This is a genomic window from Loigolactobacillus binensis (genome assembly GCF_005405165.1).
Taxonomy (GTDB): domain Bacteria; phylum Bacillota; class Bacilli; order Lactobacillales; family Lactobacillaceae; genus Loigolactobacillus; species Loigolactobacillus binensis.
The window spans coordinates 100,152-115,090 of sequence record NZ_BJDN01000003.1 but is presented as its reverse complement, the minus strand read 5'-3'; the positions used below and the strand labels follow the sequence as shown (position 1 = coordinate 115,090).

15 protein-coding genes are annotated in these 14,939 nt (G+C 41.3%); 3 read left to right on the top strand and 12 right to left on the bottom strand.

The features are described 5' to 3' along the window. Window positions 1-18 precede the first annotated feature (18 nt). The 8 genes from srlE to FFM78_RS02300 all read right to left on the bottom strand — a co-directional run bounded on the left by srlE (window position 19) and on the right by FFM78_RS02300 (window position 6,870). Window positions 19-1,041: a PTS glucitol/sorbitol transporter subunit IIB gene (gene srlE, locus FFM78_RS02335; protein WP_171001819.1), complete on the bottom strand. Its 1,023-nt coding sequence runs from the start codon at window positions 1,039-1,041 to the stop codon at window positions 19-21. Between the two features lie 2 nt (window positions 1,042-1,043). Then, window positions 1,044-1,628 carry a PTS glucitol/sorbitol transporter subunit IIC gene (gene srlA, locus FFM78_RS02330; protein WP_137636829.1) on the bottom strand — a complete coding sequence of 195 codons (585 nt, stop codon included), beginning with the start codon at window positions 1,626-1,628 and terminating at the stop codon, window positions 1,044-1,046. A 17-nt stretch (window positions 1,629-1,645) separates the two neighbouring features. Continuing rightward, window positions 1,646-2,008 (bottom strand): PTS glucitol/sorbitol transporter subunit IIA, encoded by a 363-nt coding sequence (locus tag FFM78_RS02325; protein WP_137636828.1) that lies wholly within the window; start codon window positions 2,006-2,008, stop codon window positions 1,646-1,648. 143 nt (window positions 2,009-2,151) lie between these two features. Then, on the bottom strand, window positions 2,152-3,402 hold the full coding sequence (locus FFM78_RS02320; protein ID WP_137636827.1) for an NAD(P)H-dependent oxidoreductase: 1,251 nt from the start codon (window positions 3,400-3,402) through the stop codon (window positions 2,152-2,154). Between the two features lie 275 nt (window positions 3,403-3,677). Further along, window positions 3,678-4,736 (bottom strand): zinc-binding dehydrogenase, encoded by a 1,059-nt coding sequence (locus FFM78_RS02315; protein ID WP_137636875.1) that lies wholly within the window; start codon window positions 4,734-4,736, stop codon window positions 3,678-3,680. A 51-nt stretch (window positions 4,737-4,787) separates the two neighbouring features. Then, window positions 4,788-6,056, bottom strand: coding sequence for a PTS galactitol transporter subunit IIC (locus FFM78_RS02310; protein WP_137636826.1), 1,269 nt, complete (start codon window positions 6,054-6,056; stop codon window positions 4,788-4,790). Between the two features lie 26 nt (window positions 6,057-6,082). Further along, on the bottom strand, window positions 6,083-6,382 hold the full coding sequence (locus FFM78_RS02305; protein WP_137636825.1) for a PTS sugar transporter subunit IIB: 300 nt from the start codon (window positions 6,380-6,382) through the stop codon (window positions 6,083-6,085). A 17-nt stretch (window positions 6,383-6,399) separates the two neighbouring features. Next, window positions 6,400-6,870, bottom strand: coding sequence for a PTS sugar transporter subunit IIA (locus FFM78_RS02300; protein ID WP_137636824.1), 471 nt, complete (start codon window positions 6,868-6,870; stop codon window positions 6,400-6,402). A 300-nt stretch (window positions 6,871-7,170) separates the two neighbouring features. Here FFM78_RS02300 and FFM78_RS02295 point away from each other — a divergent pair, with 300 nt between their 5' ends. The 3 genes from FFM78_RS02295 to FFM78_RS02285 all read left to right on the top strand — a co-directional run bounded on the left by FFM78_RS02295 (window position 7,171) and on the right by FFM78_RS02285 (window position 11,228). Then, complete coding sequence (locus FFM78_RS02295) at window positions 7,171-7,965, top strand: DeoR/GlpR family DNA-binding transcription regulator (protein WP_137636823.1); 795 nt, start codon at window positions 7,171-7,173, stop codon at window positions 7,963-7,965. Between the two features lie 120 nt (window positions 7,966-8,085). Next, entirely contained in the window at window positions 8,086-10,473 is a 2,388-nt protein-coding gene (locus FFM78_RS02290) for a phosphoketolase family protein (RefSeq protein WP_137636822.1), read from the top strand. A gap of 266 nt (window positions 10,474-10,739) precedes the next feature. Continuing rightward, window positions 10,740-11,228, top strand: coding sequence for a glutathione peroxidase (locus FFM78_RS02285; RefSeq protein WP_137636821.1), 489 nt, complete (start codon window positions 10,740-10,742; stop codon window positions 11,226-11,228). Between the two features lie 288 nt (window positions 11,229-11,516). On the opposite strand, the gene FFM78_RS02280 is transcribed toward FFM78_RS02285, so the two are convergent. The 4 genes from FFM78_RS02280 to FFM78_RS02265 form a co-directional block, all read right to left on the bottom strand. Next, on the bottom strand, window positions 11,517-11,747 hold the full coding sequence (locus FFM78_RS02280) for an AbrB/MazE/SpoVT family DNA-binding domain-containing protein (RefSeq protein ID WP_137636820.1): 231 nt from the start codon (window positions 11,745-11,747) through the stop codon (window positions 11,517-11,519). Between the two features lie 84 nt (window positions 11,748-11,831). Further along, window positions 11,832-12,098 (bottom strand): AbrB/MazE/SpoVT family DNA-binding domain-containing protein, encoded by a 267-nt coding sequence (locus FFM78_RS02275; RefSeq protein WP_137636819.1) that lies wholly within the window; start codon window positions 12,096-12,098, stop codon window positions 11,832-11,834. 315 nt (window positions 12,099-12,413) lie between these two features. After that, window positions 12,414-13,142 carry a gamma-glutamyl-gamma-aminobutyrate hydrolase family protein gene (locus FFM78_RS02270; RefSeq protein WP_137636818.1) on the bottom strand — a complete coding sequence of 243 codons (729 nt, stop codon included), beginning with the start codon at window positions 13,140-13,142 and terminating at the stop codon, window positions 12,414-12,416. Between the two features lie 54 nt (window positions 13,143-13,196). After that, window positions 13,197-14,807 (bottom strand): peptide ABC transporter substrate-binding protein, encoded by a 1,611-nt coding sequence (locus FFM78_RS02265; protein ID WP_137636817.1) that lies wholly within the window; start codon window positions 14,805-14,807, stop codon window positions 13,197-13,199. Between the last annotated feature and the right edge of the window lie 132 nt (window positions 14,808-14,939).

Below are 14,939 nucleotides of genomic sequence, written 5' to 3'. Positions count from 1 at the left end.
CAACTCCTTATTTTAGATTTATCTTAACATAAATGAAAAGCCAAAAGCGATTAATACGGCAAGTGGCGCAGTAATCAAGCGAGAAAATAAAATGGCGGGTGTTCCCGAGGTGATGGTTTCGGGTTCGGCCTCCCCTAAAGTTAAACCAACAGGAATAAAATCACAGCCTGCCTGAGCATCAATGGCAAATAATGCCGGTAAGGCCAAGTACATTGGAACAACTCCAGTAGCAATTTGTTGACCGATCAAGGTACCAACTACTGCTGCGATCACCCCTGCAGGACCAAGAATTGGTGATAAAAATGGCAGTGCACAAATGATGCTTAACACAACTAAGCCAACAATATTACCAGCTAATGGGCTTAGAATATTGGCCAAGATTTTGCCTATACCTGAATAATTAATAATACCAACTAAAGTGGCTACAAAGGCCATGAAAGGTAAAACATTTTTAATCAGGGTATCAATTGTATCCCGACCGGCTTGATAAAATGTATTAACAAATTCACCGGCAACTTTACCGACCTTATCAATAATCTTTAAAAGCACTCCTTCAGAAGAATTATCTACACTAGCGGTTACCGTATCCTGTACTTTGGATTGATCAGCGCTTGCAGAATCTTCTACTTTAGTGTTGGCTTCGGCTGTTTTAGTTTCTGTTTCGTCATTTTGATCAGTTGCTTCAATATCGGCCGCTGTTACACCCGAAACAAAAATGTCTTCTTTAATGTATTTAGCTAACGGTCCTGCTGGTGTGATCGCAACGGTATTAATTGTTGGAATTCCCATTTTGGGGTATACACCACTACGGGCCGTTCCGCCGCAGTTGATCACTGCGACAAAAGTTTCTTCTTTAGGTACTGGGTCTGCAAAGGCATCGACAACTGGGGCACCAGTAATATCAGCAATTTTTTGGGCCACGGGATCAATTCCACCACCAGTAACGCTGATAACATATTTTTTCTTATCATCTGGTTTAACGGTTAGTGGTCCACCCCAACCATGATTACCTTTTGAGATTTTAACACTTTTACCCTTCATGATTACGCCTCCTGTGCATTGGTTTTTTTCAAATCATTAACATCGGTATTTTTCGCCAAAATTGCAGTATTCCCATTGCGTTTGAAGAAATAAAAGCTAAGTTTTTCTGTGATAATTCCGCGCAACAAAATGACAACAATCCCAGTTACAGCATAAAGTAATGCCAACCTTGTTTGATCACCACCCGCCTTAGCAAAACCATTTGCAATACCTAAGAATACAAACAGTTCGGCCGAGTTAGCGTGAGGAAATAATCCAGTTACCGGATGTAAGAAGGAAACACACGAATCATAATAGGCTGGCTTATATTTTTCTGGCAAGAACCGGCCAGCTGTATAGCACATTGGATTGGTAAAGAAGAAAACACCTAGAATAGGTAGCAAAGTATAACGCAAAACGGCAAATTTAGTCAGTCTAGACATAAAACTATTAACCCGATCTTCACCAATAAATTTTACTAATGCATTAATGGCTGTAATCAATGTGATCAATAGCGGAATAATGCCAGTCATATAGCCCATAAAAACTTTACCACCCGCATTAAATAGCCCAATGAATCCTGAGGCAGCATCTGTTAAAAAATCCACATCAATTCCTCCTCACCTTATTGGAATGAAATTACTTGATCTAAATCGATTGTTGGTGCAGATTGACTTACTGAAGATACAAAAATTGATCCGGGTAATTTGTCCATATCTTCATCAGTATTATTGAAATAAATTGATAGATGACCGAGTTCATCAAAATTCTTATTTGCTTCACTACCAACAAAATCAATGTTAAAGGCTTGGTCGCCAAATGTGACCGTTCCTCCTACATTCAAAACGTTTGTTGCAGTAGACTGTTTTTCGTGGAGAACTGCCACATCTTTTAGTTCCTGAGGAGCATTGGGATTAAACATGATCAATACCTTACCATCCAATAATTCTTGTACTTCTTCTCCGATTGAAATTACTTTAGTTTCCATATCTATTTCCTCTTTTCTGTTAGCGTTTACATTTTATATTAAAAATACTAGAAAAATACATTGCTATTTTTCTAGTATTTTCTTGCTTATTATAAAACAAAAGTATCTATTAAGTAACAAATGTGCTCAAACTTATAAATTAATTATTTGTCAAAAACACTATCTTGTAATTGACGTAATTTGACAACTGTAGTCGTCTCATCGAGTTCAATACTGTCTTTGGTCAGTGCCTCACCATTTTTGATGTCACGTTTAGCAATTGATTTCCCTGTGATACAACCAACTGGAACATGTTCATTTTTAATAAATTCTGTATGCGCTTCAATTACACCACGTACAGAATAGCCGCCGATACCATCAATTGTTTCACCAGCTTTAATATCACGCTTAGCAACAGCGATTGTTTCTGAAACAGGTGCTCCAATTGGTACAATTGCATGATCATGATTTAAAACTGCTTTAGCAATTGTTAGTGGTGTTTCCAAGCTAGCTAAATGGAATGGCCGATAAAGAATATGGTGTTTTCTATCACCCTTCTTTAGTAAGTAATTCATTTCGTTGGCAACACCTTTGTTTTGCCCCTCAACAATAACGAAGACCCCTGGTGCAATTCCATCAACATATTCAACGACACCAAAGTTATCTAATACGCCGCCGTCTTTTTTCAAATCAAGTTGTTCGACAGTACCATCTAAATCGGCTTTGATGCCATGCATACCGGTGATATCTGGTAATAATCCAGTGGCATTAGATAATAATGTCATTTCTGCCATAGTTTTAGTTCCATCCTGAAAAGCAGCCAACATATGAGGTGACATATGTTTCCCATCAGCTTCTGCTTTTGCGGTATCTGGATTAGCTTCTAGACGAATCTTATTATTCTTACCCTTACCGGCAACTAATACTTTCATACCCATTGATTTTGCAAATTCGAATAAACCAGTCGTTACTGCAGGTTCATCACCATCAGAACCGGTATAAACTAAGTTCCCAGCATCATATAATTTTTTCATCAACGGTCCGATAGTCACATCAATTTCAACATTCAATAATACTAAGTGTTTTTTAGCAATTAATGTTTCTAAAGCTAATTGTGCGCCAACTTCTGTTACCCCTGTTGCATCAACAAGTACTTCAACTCGATCAGAGTGAACTATTTCTTTAAAATCAGTTGAGGTCAAAATATCCACCGGTGTTTTTGAGTTCTTATTAAATGATTCTTTTGCCTTCTCAGCATTAGCAATATTAATATCGCTGATACCCGTTACAACCATCCCTGGAATTCCAGCAATCTGCGAAATCATACCAAATCCCATCTGTCCGGCCCCGATAACGCCAACTCTAATTGGATTTTCCTCTGCCTCACGTTGTTGTAATTGTTGATATAATGTCATTATTATTTCCTCCCTAACAAATGTTTGTTTATTGAACAAATGTATAATAACATCGCTTTCATTATTTTGTCAACAATTTTATTTACATTTGTTTTTAGTGTTGACATTTGTTCAATATGACGTATGATGAGTCTATCGAGTTAACTCTTAGCACGTCTAATCTACCTTTAAGGAGGCGATTATTTATACAAAAAAAGCCTACACAATCAGAGTTTTCACTCTAATTCTGCAGACTTTTAACTGGGCGTTACTATACTCTGTTGATTTGACTAAAACTAGTCAGCTAAATCAGGATCGTCAGGATTGGAAGCAATCAATACTTTCAATTCTTGACCGGCCATCATCGCTTCGAAGGCATCACGCCAGTGTTCAAGATCGAATACTTTAGTGACCATCTTCTCCTGATCAATCGCACCTTTACTTTCAAGGTGTAATGCAATTGGCCAGTCATATGGGTTTTGCGAACGTGAACCACGATAAGTGATCTCATGTTGAATAATTGAGCGTTCATCCAATTCGTTCATTGGTTTAGCAAACAAGCCAACTTGTTGGAAAGTGCCACCTTTACGAATCAATGGTAAAGCTGCATTAACAGCTGGTACGGCACCAGAACAATCATAGACCTTAGTCACACCAACACCATTAGTAGCATCCATGACAACCTTGGCTAAATCTTCGGTTTGTGTATTAACAATTAGGTCAGCACCTAATTCTTTGGCAATATCCAACCGTTCTTGGTCCTTAGTAATACCAGTAACGATAGTGAAGGCACCAATTTCTTTAGCAATTTGCAATGAAAGTAAGCCCATTGGTCCAGGTCCCATGATCAGCAAAGTGTCATGCAATGTGAATGGTGTCTTTTGGTACATCGCATGGACACATGAAGCTAAAGGTTCTGACATCGCTGCCATTTTATAGCTAACATTATCTGGTAAAATATGGCAACTTTCATCACGAGTAAGCACATAATTAGCCATACTACCATTAGCCTTAGTGCCGATACCTTCACGATTTTCACAAAGATTATATTCGCCAGCTTGACAGTAAACACATTTACCACAAGTATTAAAGGTCGTTTCGGAAGTAACCCGATCGCCAGGCTTAACCTTAGTTACGTCAGGGCCGACAGCAACGACCTTACCAGAAAATTCATGACCTAATACTAAGGGGGTTACTGCATTGGCATACTGTCCCTTAAAAGTATGGATATCAGTGCCACAGATACCTGTATAAGCAACTTTAAGTAAAACACGATCACCCGTTACTTCTGGTACTGGAACTTCTTGGATCGACATGTTATCGTATCCAGCTTCACTTTTAACAACTGCTTCCATTGTTTTTGCTACATCACTCATGAAAAATTATCTCCTTTAAATCAAATTAATTTAGAATAATGGCTTAACTAATTGTGAGAACTTAAGAACTAACCAGTTTAAAACGTTACCACCAGTATCCAAGTTACTTACTTCAGCAGCACCATGTGGGAATTTAACGATCCCGTGCATCATAGTTGTTAAGGTTGGGCCAAAGTCTGTTGCCATTAATAAACCAACAGCCATAACGATCGTGCACGAAATTACAGAATGAACAATATTCCCTTTACGACTTGGTACGATCAAGGCAACAAAGAATGGAATAGTTGCTAAATCACCAAATGGTAAAACACGGTTACCAGGTAAAATAATTGCCAAGAATAAAGTGATTGGTACCATTAACAAACCAGTTGCCAAGGTTGCTGGTGCACCAGTTGATAAAGCGGCATCCATACCTAAATAGATTTCACGATTGCCATACTTACTTTGCAATAATGATTGCGCACCTTCTTGAATTGGGATTAAACCTTCCATCAAGATTTTGACCATCCGTGGCATTAAGAACATAACCCCACCCATGGCCATTCCTAATTTAAGAATATTAGGTACAGAGTAACCACCCAAAGCAGCCAACAAGGCGCCGATGATGATTCCCATAACCATTGGTTCACCGAAAATACCGAAACGTTTTTGAATTGTTTCTGGGTCAACATCTAACTTACTGATCCCAGGAATTTTACTAACGACCCAGCCTACAGGAATACCAAGTAGTCCATAGGCAGCGGCAGAACCAGTTGGGAAACTGATCCCTTCCAGGCCATAATATTCTTGTACTTTCGGTGCAGTCTTATCAGCAATGATCAGAACTGCGGCTTCGTAGATGATCCCACAAAGAATACTGAACCACCAGCTCTTTGTAATAACATAGGCTGTTGATGAAGCGGCAATCATATGCCAATAGTTCCAAATATCAATATCTAAAGTCTTAGTGAATTTGATTAAAATAAGACCAATATTAACAACTAAAATAATTGGAATCATAATTGCTGCAATGGGTTGTGCCCAAGTCCCAGCAGAAACAGCTGGCCAGCCAGCATCAATGATTGTCAAGTGGAAGCCAAAACGCTTTACCATTGCTTGAGCGGCTGGACCAACACTAGTTGTCAATAAATTAATAACTAAATTAATACCGATCATACCGATACCAACAGTAATACCAGAAACCAAAGCTTTACCAGGTTTAACTCTAAAAATTAACCCAACAATGAAAATAATGATTGGCAACATTACACTAGGGCCGACCCCGATAATGCTTTGCACCACATTAGATAGAATATCCATTGATTATATCCTCCTAATCTAAGCAACTATGCTGATTGAATTTGTTTAACTGTATCAAGAATTTCGGCCTTAACTTTGTCAACACCTAAACCAGTTAAGAAGCCCATCGCTTTGATCGCAGGAATTTTATATTGAGTTGGCAAAACAGTTGTTGAAATCAACATATCAGCGTCATCTTGTTTTGAAGCAGCCTCAGCAATTTTGATCTGAATCAAGTTGGCCTCAATATTATTTTCTTTGAATAAATCTTCAACTTTCTTCATAACAACAGTTGAAGTAGCAATTCCGGCGCCACAAGCGACAAGTACATTAATCTTTTTGTTCATTTTAAAAACCCTCTCTATTAGTTGAGTATTTGTTGGATATCTTTTTGGTCTGTAGCCGCTTCCAATTTATCTAAAATTGAACTATCTTGAATGATGCCCATCAACGATTGCAACATTTCGAGTTGCGCATGTGGTTGATTTAATCCTAAAACAAACGCTACCTTAACCGGTGTGGTTGAATCTGGATCGTCCATTCGTTTAAAGGAAATTGGTTGTTGATTGACAACCACAGCAACGAACTCCTTGTTAATCGTATCAGCATCTGTATGTGGAATAGCCACACCACGATCTTCTAATTGTAATCCAGTTGGAAATGTCGCCTCTCTAGCCTTGATTTTAGGTAAGAACTGATCGGTTACAAAGCCTTCAGCGAAAGCGATATCATTTACACCGTTAAATAATTCATCGGTACTATTAAAATTAGTGTTTAACAGAATTAATGGTTCTCTTAAATAATCACTGACTTTTAGCGTTGTGTTATCACTCAAATTTATCACCCTTTCTTTTTGCAATGTTAGCAAACGCTTTCAACAAAATTAAGTATATCAGTTTGCATTTATTTTGCAAGAGTTTTTAAAATCTTTTTTTGCAAAGAATATGTTTATATACACGCAAAATAAGTGTTTCCATGTAAAACGTCTTCATTGCCGTTTTAAAAGCAATTAGTGAATTTCTGAACTTTTTATAGAATTATTTTTTGCAAAGTGTTATATTGGCAATAGCAAATACACACTTCGTTAATTATAATTATGCAAAGGTAAATGCTAAATTGCTAGGAGGCATTGATCATGGATATCAATCAAAGACGTCAATATATCATTGATAAGGTTAAGGCTCAAGGTACTGTACGTATCTCCGATATCAGCCAAGAACTGGATATCACCAGAGAAACGATTCGAAAAGACATTTATACATTAGACAAGCAAGGTATCATTCAAGCTGTGCGTGGTGGTGCAACCGCCTCTGATACTGTTAGTGGCACTAAATATGGTCATCGTACGGCTCTTAATATTCCCGAAAAGCAAAAAATCGCTAAAAACGCTATTCGTTTTATTCGTGATGGTGATTCTATTTTTCTTGATTATGGCACAACTGCTTTTGAAGTTGCTGAAGCCATCAAGCACAGTCAGCTAAAAAATATTACGGTAATCACTAATTCTACTACTGTACTTTCCACGCTATTATATGAACAAAAAATTGATATGATTTTTCTCGGTGGCAGTGTCCGTGGTGATGAAGGTTCAGTTTCCGGGCCCCTAACACTAGATAATATCGATAATATTTACGCCGATGTCGGCTTTTTCGGTAGTGGCGGTGTTAACCTAACCGCCGGTATTACTAATCATTATTTTGGGGAAGTAGAAGTCTCAAAACGGATGATGGCTCACTGCCGGATCAAGATTGTGTTAGCTGATCATACTAAGTTCGAAAAAACAGCTTTATATAAAACTGCTGATATTAAAGATATTGATGTCATCATTACTGATAATGAAATCAATCCGCAAACTGCTAAAAATATGCGTTTAGCAGATATTTCATTTATTAATGGTGAATCCGTTTCTGAGAAATTAACGAGTAATTGACAAGCTAAAATTTGCAATATATTGGCAATTTTTAAAAATACGCTTGACTTTTATCTTGAAACCGATATCATATAGGTGTAATGAAATATAAAGCAAACATTTGCAAAGGAGATTGCCAACATGAGTCAAACATCAGTAAAAGATCCCGACTATTCTTCCACTGAATACTTAGAGAAGGTTGATGCCTATTGGCGCGCTGCCGATTACGTATCAGTTGGACAATTATATCTATTAAACAATCCATTATTGAGAAAAGAATTAACCGCCGCAGATCTGAAAGTTCATCCGATCGGCCATTGGGGCACGATTTCTGGTCAGAACTTCATCTACGCGCATTTAAACCGGGTCATCAATAAGTACAACTTGAATATGTTCTACATTGAAGGCCCCGGTCATGGTGGCCAAGTAATGGTTTCCAATTCTTACCTAGATGGTAGTTATACGGAAACTTACCCTTCAATTACTCAAGATACAGCAGGTATGAAGAAATTATTCAAACAATTCTCCTTCCCTGGTGGGGTCGCTTCTCATGCTGATCCTAAAACACCTGGTTCAATTCACGAAGGTGGCGAATTAGGTTATTCCATTCTTCATGGTGCCGGTGCTGTTTTAGACAACCCTGGTTTGATCGCCGCAACGGTTGTTGGTGATGGCGAATCTGAAACTGGTCCTTTGGCAACTTCTTGGCATGTTAACAAATTCTTGAACCCGATCACCGATGGGACTGTTTTACCGATCTTAAACTTAAATGGTTTCAAGATCTCTAACCCAACGATTCTATCTCGGCTTTCTGATGAAGAATTAGGTAGCTACTTCAAGGGCTTAGGCTGGAAACCACATTTTGTTGAAGGTACTGATCCTGAAAAGATGCATCCATTAATGGCTGAGACCTTGGACACAGTAATTGAAGAGATCAAAGCGATCCGGGAACATGCTAAAGCAACTAATGACGAATCACGCCCTGTATGGCCAATGATCGTCTTCCGCGCACCTAAAGGCTGGAAAGGTCCTAAAGGCCCAGCTGATGCGCCGATCGAAGGTTCATTCCGTGCTCATCAGATTCCGATCGCAGTTGATCGTAACCATACCGAAGATATTGATGAATTAGTCGGCTGGTTGAAATCATACAAACCGGACGAATTATTCGATGAAAACGGGACTTTGAAACCAGAAATTGCCGCTTTGACGCCTAAAGGTGATCAACGGATGGCTGCTAACCCGATTACTAACGGTGGTCGTTTGACGAAGGAATTGATCTTACCTGACGTTAAGGATTATGCTTTAGACAACACGGAACGTGGTGCCAATGAAGCACAAGATATGACGGTTTTAGGTGAATTCATTCGCGACGTCTTCGCTTTAAATGATAAGAACAAAAACTTCCGTGGTTTCGGCCCTGATGAAACCTTGTCCAACCGTTTAAACGCAGTCTTTGAAAAGACTGACCGGCAATGGATGGAACCGGTTAAGAAGAACAATGACGCCCTTCTTGCACCTGAAGGTCGGATGATCGATTCCATGTTATCTGAACATGTTGACGAAGGTTTGTTGGAAACTTATAACTTAACTGGTCGGCATGGCTTCTTCTCAAGTTATGAATCATTCTTGCGAGTTGTCGATTCTATGTTGACACAGCACTTCAAGTGGCTACGTAATTCGCATGAAGAAACACCTTGGCGGGAAGATGTGCCTTCATTGAACGTGATCGCAACCTCAACTGCTTTTCAGCAAGATCATAATGGTTATTCTCATCAAGATCCTGGTGTCATCACTCATTTAGCTGAAAAGAAAACGCAATATATTCGCGAATATTTGCCAGCTGATGCCAATACTTTGGTCGCCGTCTTCAACAAAGCTTTGCAAACAAAGCAAGTGATCAACTTGGTTGTTGCCAGCAAGCACCCACGGCCACAATGGTTCCAGGCTTCAGAAGCAAAAGAATTAGTGGATAATGGCTTAAGCATCATTGATTGGGCCAGCACCGATAACGGTGAAGAACCTGACGTGGTTTTCGCTGCCGCTGGTTCCGAACCAACTTTGGAAAGTCTAGCCGCAATTTCGATCTTGCACAAGAATGTGCCTGAATTGAAGATCCGCTTCGTAAACGTTGTTGACTTGTTACGCTTGAAGAAGGACGATCCACGGGGCTTGTCTGATCGTGAATTTGACACTTACTTCACCACTGACAAACCAGTTATCTTCGCTTATCATGGCTACGATGACTTAATCAAGACGATCTTCTTCGATCGCCATAACCATAACGTTCACGTTCATGGTTACCGTGAAGAAGGCGACATTACGACACCATTTGATATGCGTGTTCGTAACGGCCTTGATCGTTTCCACTTAACCAAAGCAGCTATGCAAGTTGCCAAAGGCTACGAAAATAAAGGGGCTCACCTGATCCAAGATATGGACAACATGGTGGCTAAGCACAACGCCTTTATCCGTGCTGAAGGTACTGATCTGCCAGAAGTTGAAGATTGGAAATGGCAACCACTAAAATAATGACCTAGTTTCCTCCTTTTTAGCCCACAAAAAACGGACTGCAGCTTAAACTGCGGTCCGTTTTTATCTGGTCAAATTCAGTCGCGTACTGATTGAATACCGGGCCGCAACGCGTTATATTAGCGGTGAGGTTTAAGCCCCCAGTTGCAACCACTTGTCTGCTATACTGAAGCAAACAAGACTTATTGGCGTTTTTTCTATGCACCCCGACATGCTTAGTCAGCATCTTCAATCAGTTTTCAATCAGTTTAAGGAGGAAAGCATCTATGACATCAGTTTATGATTTTTCAATCACCAGTATGGAAGGCGAAACTTTTGGCCTTGACCGTTTTCGCGGCAAAGTTCTGTTGATCGTCAATACCGCCAGCAAATGCGGCCTCGCCCCGCAGTTAAAAGGGTTAGAAGACCTGCACAAAAAGTATGCGGATAAAGGATTGGTTGTGATCGGCTTACCGTCTAATCAATTCCGACAAGAATTGGATTCCGATGAAGCTGCCAGTGAATACTGCCAAGTCCATTATGGCGTTACTTTTCTCATGACCAAACGGATCGCCGTTAACGGTGACGAAACTGATCCGCTGTTCAATTACTTGAAGGAAGCCTCCGGTCACGGTCGCATCAAGTGGAACTACACCAAATTTTTGGTCGACCGCACTGGCCAATTGATCCACCGCTATGCGCCAACGACCACGCCGCAATCTTTTGAAGACGCAGTAGTCGCGGCGTTAGCCAACCAAGCCGTTACGGAAGCTTAAATATAACTGCTACACCAACACCTTGGCAGTGCACTGAATAATTAGTCTAACTGGTGCGGCTAGGTGTTCGAGCTCGGTAATTCGCAATTTTAAAATCAAGCAGCTTTTTGCCAAACAAAATGCTAGTAAAAACAATTAAATCTGTTTTTACTAGCATTTTTGCGTACAAACTAGGTAATGATCGGTGCCGGCTGCACCACTAAATTTGGCATGCACTAGCCAGAAGTTAACTTCTTTTGTTTCGCTCTAACCCATGTCAGGAAGAATCACTACTTTATGCGTTAGCCGTCAATGCCACTCATGGCCTAATTCCGCCCTCTCAAGCGTAATGTCTATTTGCTTAAGATCAGTATTAAACCAATTTCCTTCAAATGGATTACGGTGCCTAGGCTTAAAGACGATCATACCATCACCATCACTTTGTTGCTCAACTTCAAATTCGGTTCCCGGTGTAACATTAAAAGCTTTGGGAATCGTCAGTATATTGGCGTTGCCAACAGTCCTAACTTTTACTTTCATATTCTAGCCCCTTAATTTGTGCGGCTTTAGAACAACACAATATTCACTTAGCTACTAACTAAATGACTGAATGAGCATCAATCTTTAGCCCTTACGTACCCACTCATCAAAGCTAGGATGCGCCTTAGGATCATAATGACCATTCTCATCAAACGCAATTCGCTCATGTGGAATTTTGCTCATTAAGCTGGACCATTCAGCGCTAGAAGGTACCTTTCGCAGCACAATTTCATTATTCTCATTAAGAATAGCAATTAATTCACTACCGCTATCCAATCCCAATTTAACCCGCATAGCGGCCGGAATAACAACTTGACCTTTTGAAGACATTTTAATTGTTGTGTTCATCATGTTCTAGCCCCCCTTCCTCTTACTCTAACGCATTTATGGTGCAACAGCTAGTAGCATGATAAACATGTATTCCCAATTGAACCAACACTGGCTGGCAAATCTAAATCATATTTAAAATTGGTCCAGCACATTAGACTCAAAAAAAACGACTATTAAGTTAAAATAGTCGTTTTTTATCGGCACAATTAATTGATTAACCGATCCATTGGATTAGATCGGGCACGATACAGATAGTAACGCCATTTGCCAAGCGCTGTAGCCAGCTGCACTGCCCTTTAAGCAGGTGCATTTAATTTTTAAACTGCACAGACTTGGCTATTCTGCCTTTTGAACTAAGTCTTCAAACACCGCTAACTGGCGGGGATCATAAGCAAGCAACATTTCTGGATGCCACTGCACGCCGAGAAATTGCGGGGTTGTGCCAGCAATGCTTTGAATGGCCTCCACCACTTGATCATTGCTGCGCGCAACCACCTCTAGCGTTTGCGCGACCTGCTTCACCGCCTGTTGGTGCAGTGAATTGACCAATACTGACGCGCCAAAAGTTTTGGCTAGGATCGTACCAGCGGACAACTGAATAGCGTGCGTTGGTTGTGTGTCCGGCGACGGAATCTGCATGTGCTTCAGGCTAGGTTGGCCGCGGTAGGCAAGGTCCTGGTACAACGTGCCGCCAAGCGCAACATTTAAAATCTGCATCCCGCGGCAAACGCCTAACAGCGGCTTGTGCGTTTGCGCAACGGCTTTGACCAGCTCAAGTTCAAACAGATCGCGCGTTAACAACGTCGTTCCTAACTTCGGCTGCGGTTCTTCACCGTAGAGAAAGGGCGAAACCCCTTGCCCACCCGTCAATAAGAAACCATCATATAGCGCCACATAACGGGGAATCGCTTCCCGATCCACCAGCGGCAAAATCACCGGTACACCGCCGGCTGCATGGATCGCCGTGAGAAAAAATTGCGGCACGTAGCTGGCCGGATGATGATGAAATACCGTCTCCGCATATTCATATTGATTCGCAACAATGGCGATCAGTGGTTTAGTCATACCGTCACTTCCTTCAATTCAAGCTGAACCGACCTGCGGCTAAACCCGCGGTTTCTATTTAACGGTCACGTATTTATAATTGACGATCGAGCCAAATGGTGATAAATGCAAACCTTTAACGTTAGTCCGTTGCAAGTAGCTGACCCCTGCTTGGTAAACCGGCGCCAAAGCAGCGTCTTGCTGGATCAACTGCTTTTCGGCAGCTTGCATTGCTTGCCAACGTTGGGTTTCCTTCGTGGCTAAGCTGGTGTTGATCGCGGTCAACTGCTTGTCATAGCTGCCGTTGGTGTACTTCGAAAAGTTCAGATCACTGCTGGAACGATACAAGGATAAGAAGTCGATCGGATCCGCGTAATCTGGTGCCCAAGTGCCAAAGGCCAAGTCGTACTTGCCCGCTTTTTCAGCTGCGATCCGTTGCGCTACAGGTACTGACTTGATGGTGATCGTTACGCCAGCTAAATGTTTTTCGATCTGGCCTTGTAAGTATTCACCAACATTTTTAGCTTGTGGCGTATCCGCAACTAATAATTCGAGTGTGACTTTCTTTTTATTTAATTCTTTTTGCGCTAATTGCCAATTCTTTTTAGCTTTCGCTGGTGAATAAGTTAAAAGTTGACCAGTGGCTTTACGATAATCTTGCCCACTTGGTGACTTGGCAAAGTTAGTTGGGATCAGGCCGTTAAGTGGCACGGAGCCATCCTTTAAAACGTTTTTAGTCAATGACTTTTTGTTAAAGGCTTGGGCCAAAGCCAGGCGCAAATGCCGATTTTTAGTCAATGAGCGTTGGTTGTTAACGCTGATATACCCAATGGTCGGCGTTGTTTCTTGATGTAAGACTTGCTTGCCGGTGTAACGTTGTAGGTTACTGTCACCTAACACCGCATAATCAATTTTCTTATCGTCAAACAAGTTGGCGGCAGTTGCGGATTCTTTGACCACTTGTACGGTGGCCTTAGTTAACTTCACGTGCTTAGCATCCCAATAATTAGGGTTGCGGACATATTCCCAGCTATCGTTGGTCCCAGTCCAACCTTTAACGATGAACGGTCCGTTAGCCAACACATGTTTAGCCGAAGTGCCGTACTTGCTACCTTGGGCTTCCGCATATTTCCGGTTGATCGGCACAAACGGCGCCCCGGTCAAATACTGCTTCAAATACGGTGCCGGCTGCGTTAAGGTCACCTGTAATTTGTGCGCGCTTAAAGCTTTGACCCCTAAGTCGCTAACCGGCTTTTTCCCTTCCCGGACCGCCGCCCCATTTTTGATCAAGTCGATCTGGTAGGCGTTACTGGAAGCGGTTTTCGGATTCGCCAACCGTTGCCAAGCGTAAACAAAGTCGTCTGCGGTGACCGCCGCACCATTCGACCATTTAGCGTCCCGCAAGGTAAACGTATAAACCGTTTTTGCCGCATTGACTTGGGGCTCCCCCTTGACCATGCCCGCTGTGACCTGATTATTTTCGCCATACGTGTATAACCCTTCGGCATAAGCCTTGATGGCCTCGGTGCTGACAGCTAAGGCATACTTTGTGCTGTCCAAACTCTCGATCGTTGCGTTGCTGGTACTGTGGAACACCTCACTTTTAGCCGCTACTGGACTCAGTGCGGTTCCTGCCGCCAACAAAAAAGCTAAAGCGCCTAAAACAATTCCACGTCGATAATGCATACAGATCCCCCCAAAAAATAATTATGTACAAAAAAACGCCCTAACGTATATCCGTCAGGACGAGTTATTACCCGTGTTACCACCATCATTCGCCGCTACCTTACGATAACGACCGTCATCAGTTCCGTTGGC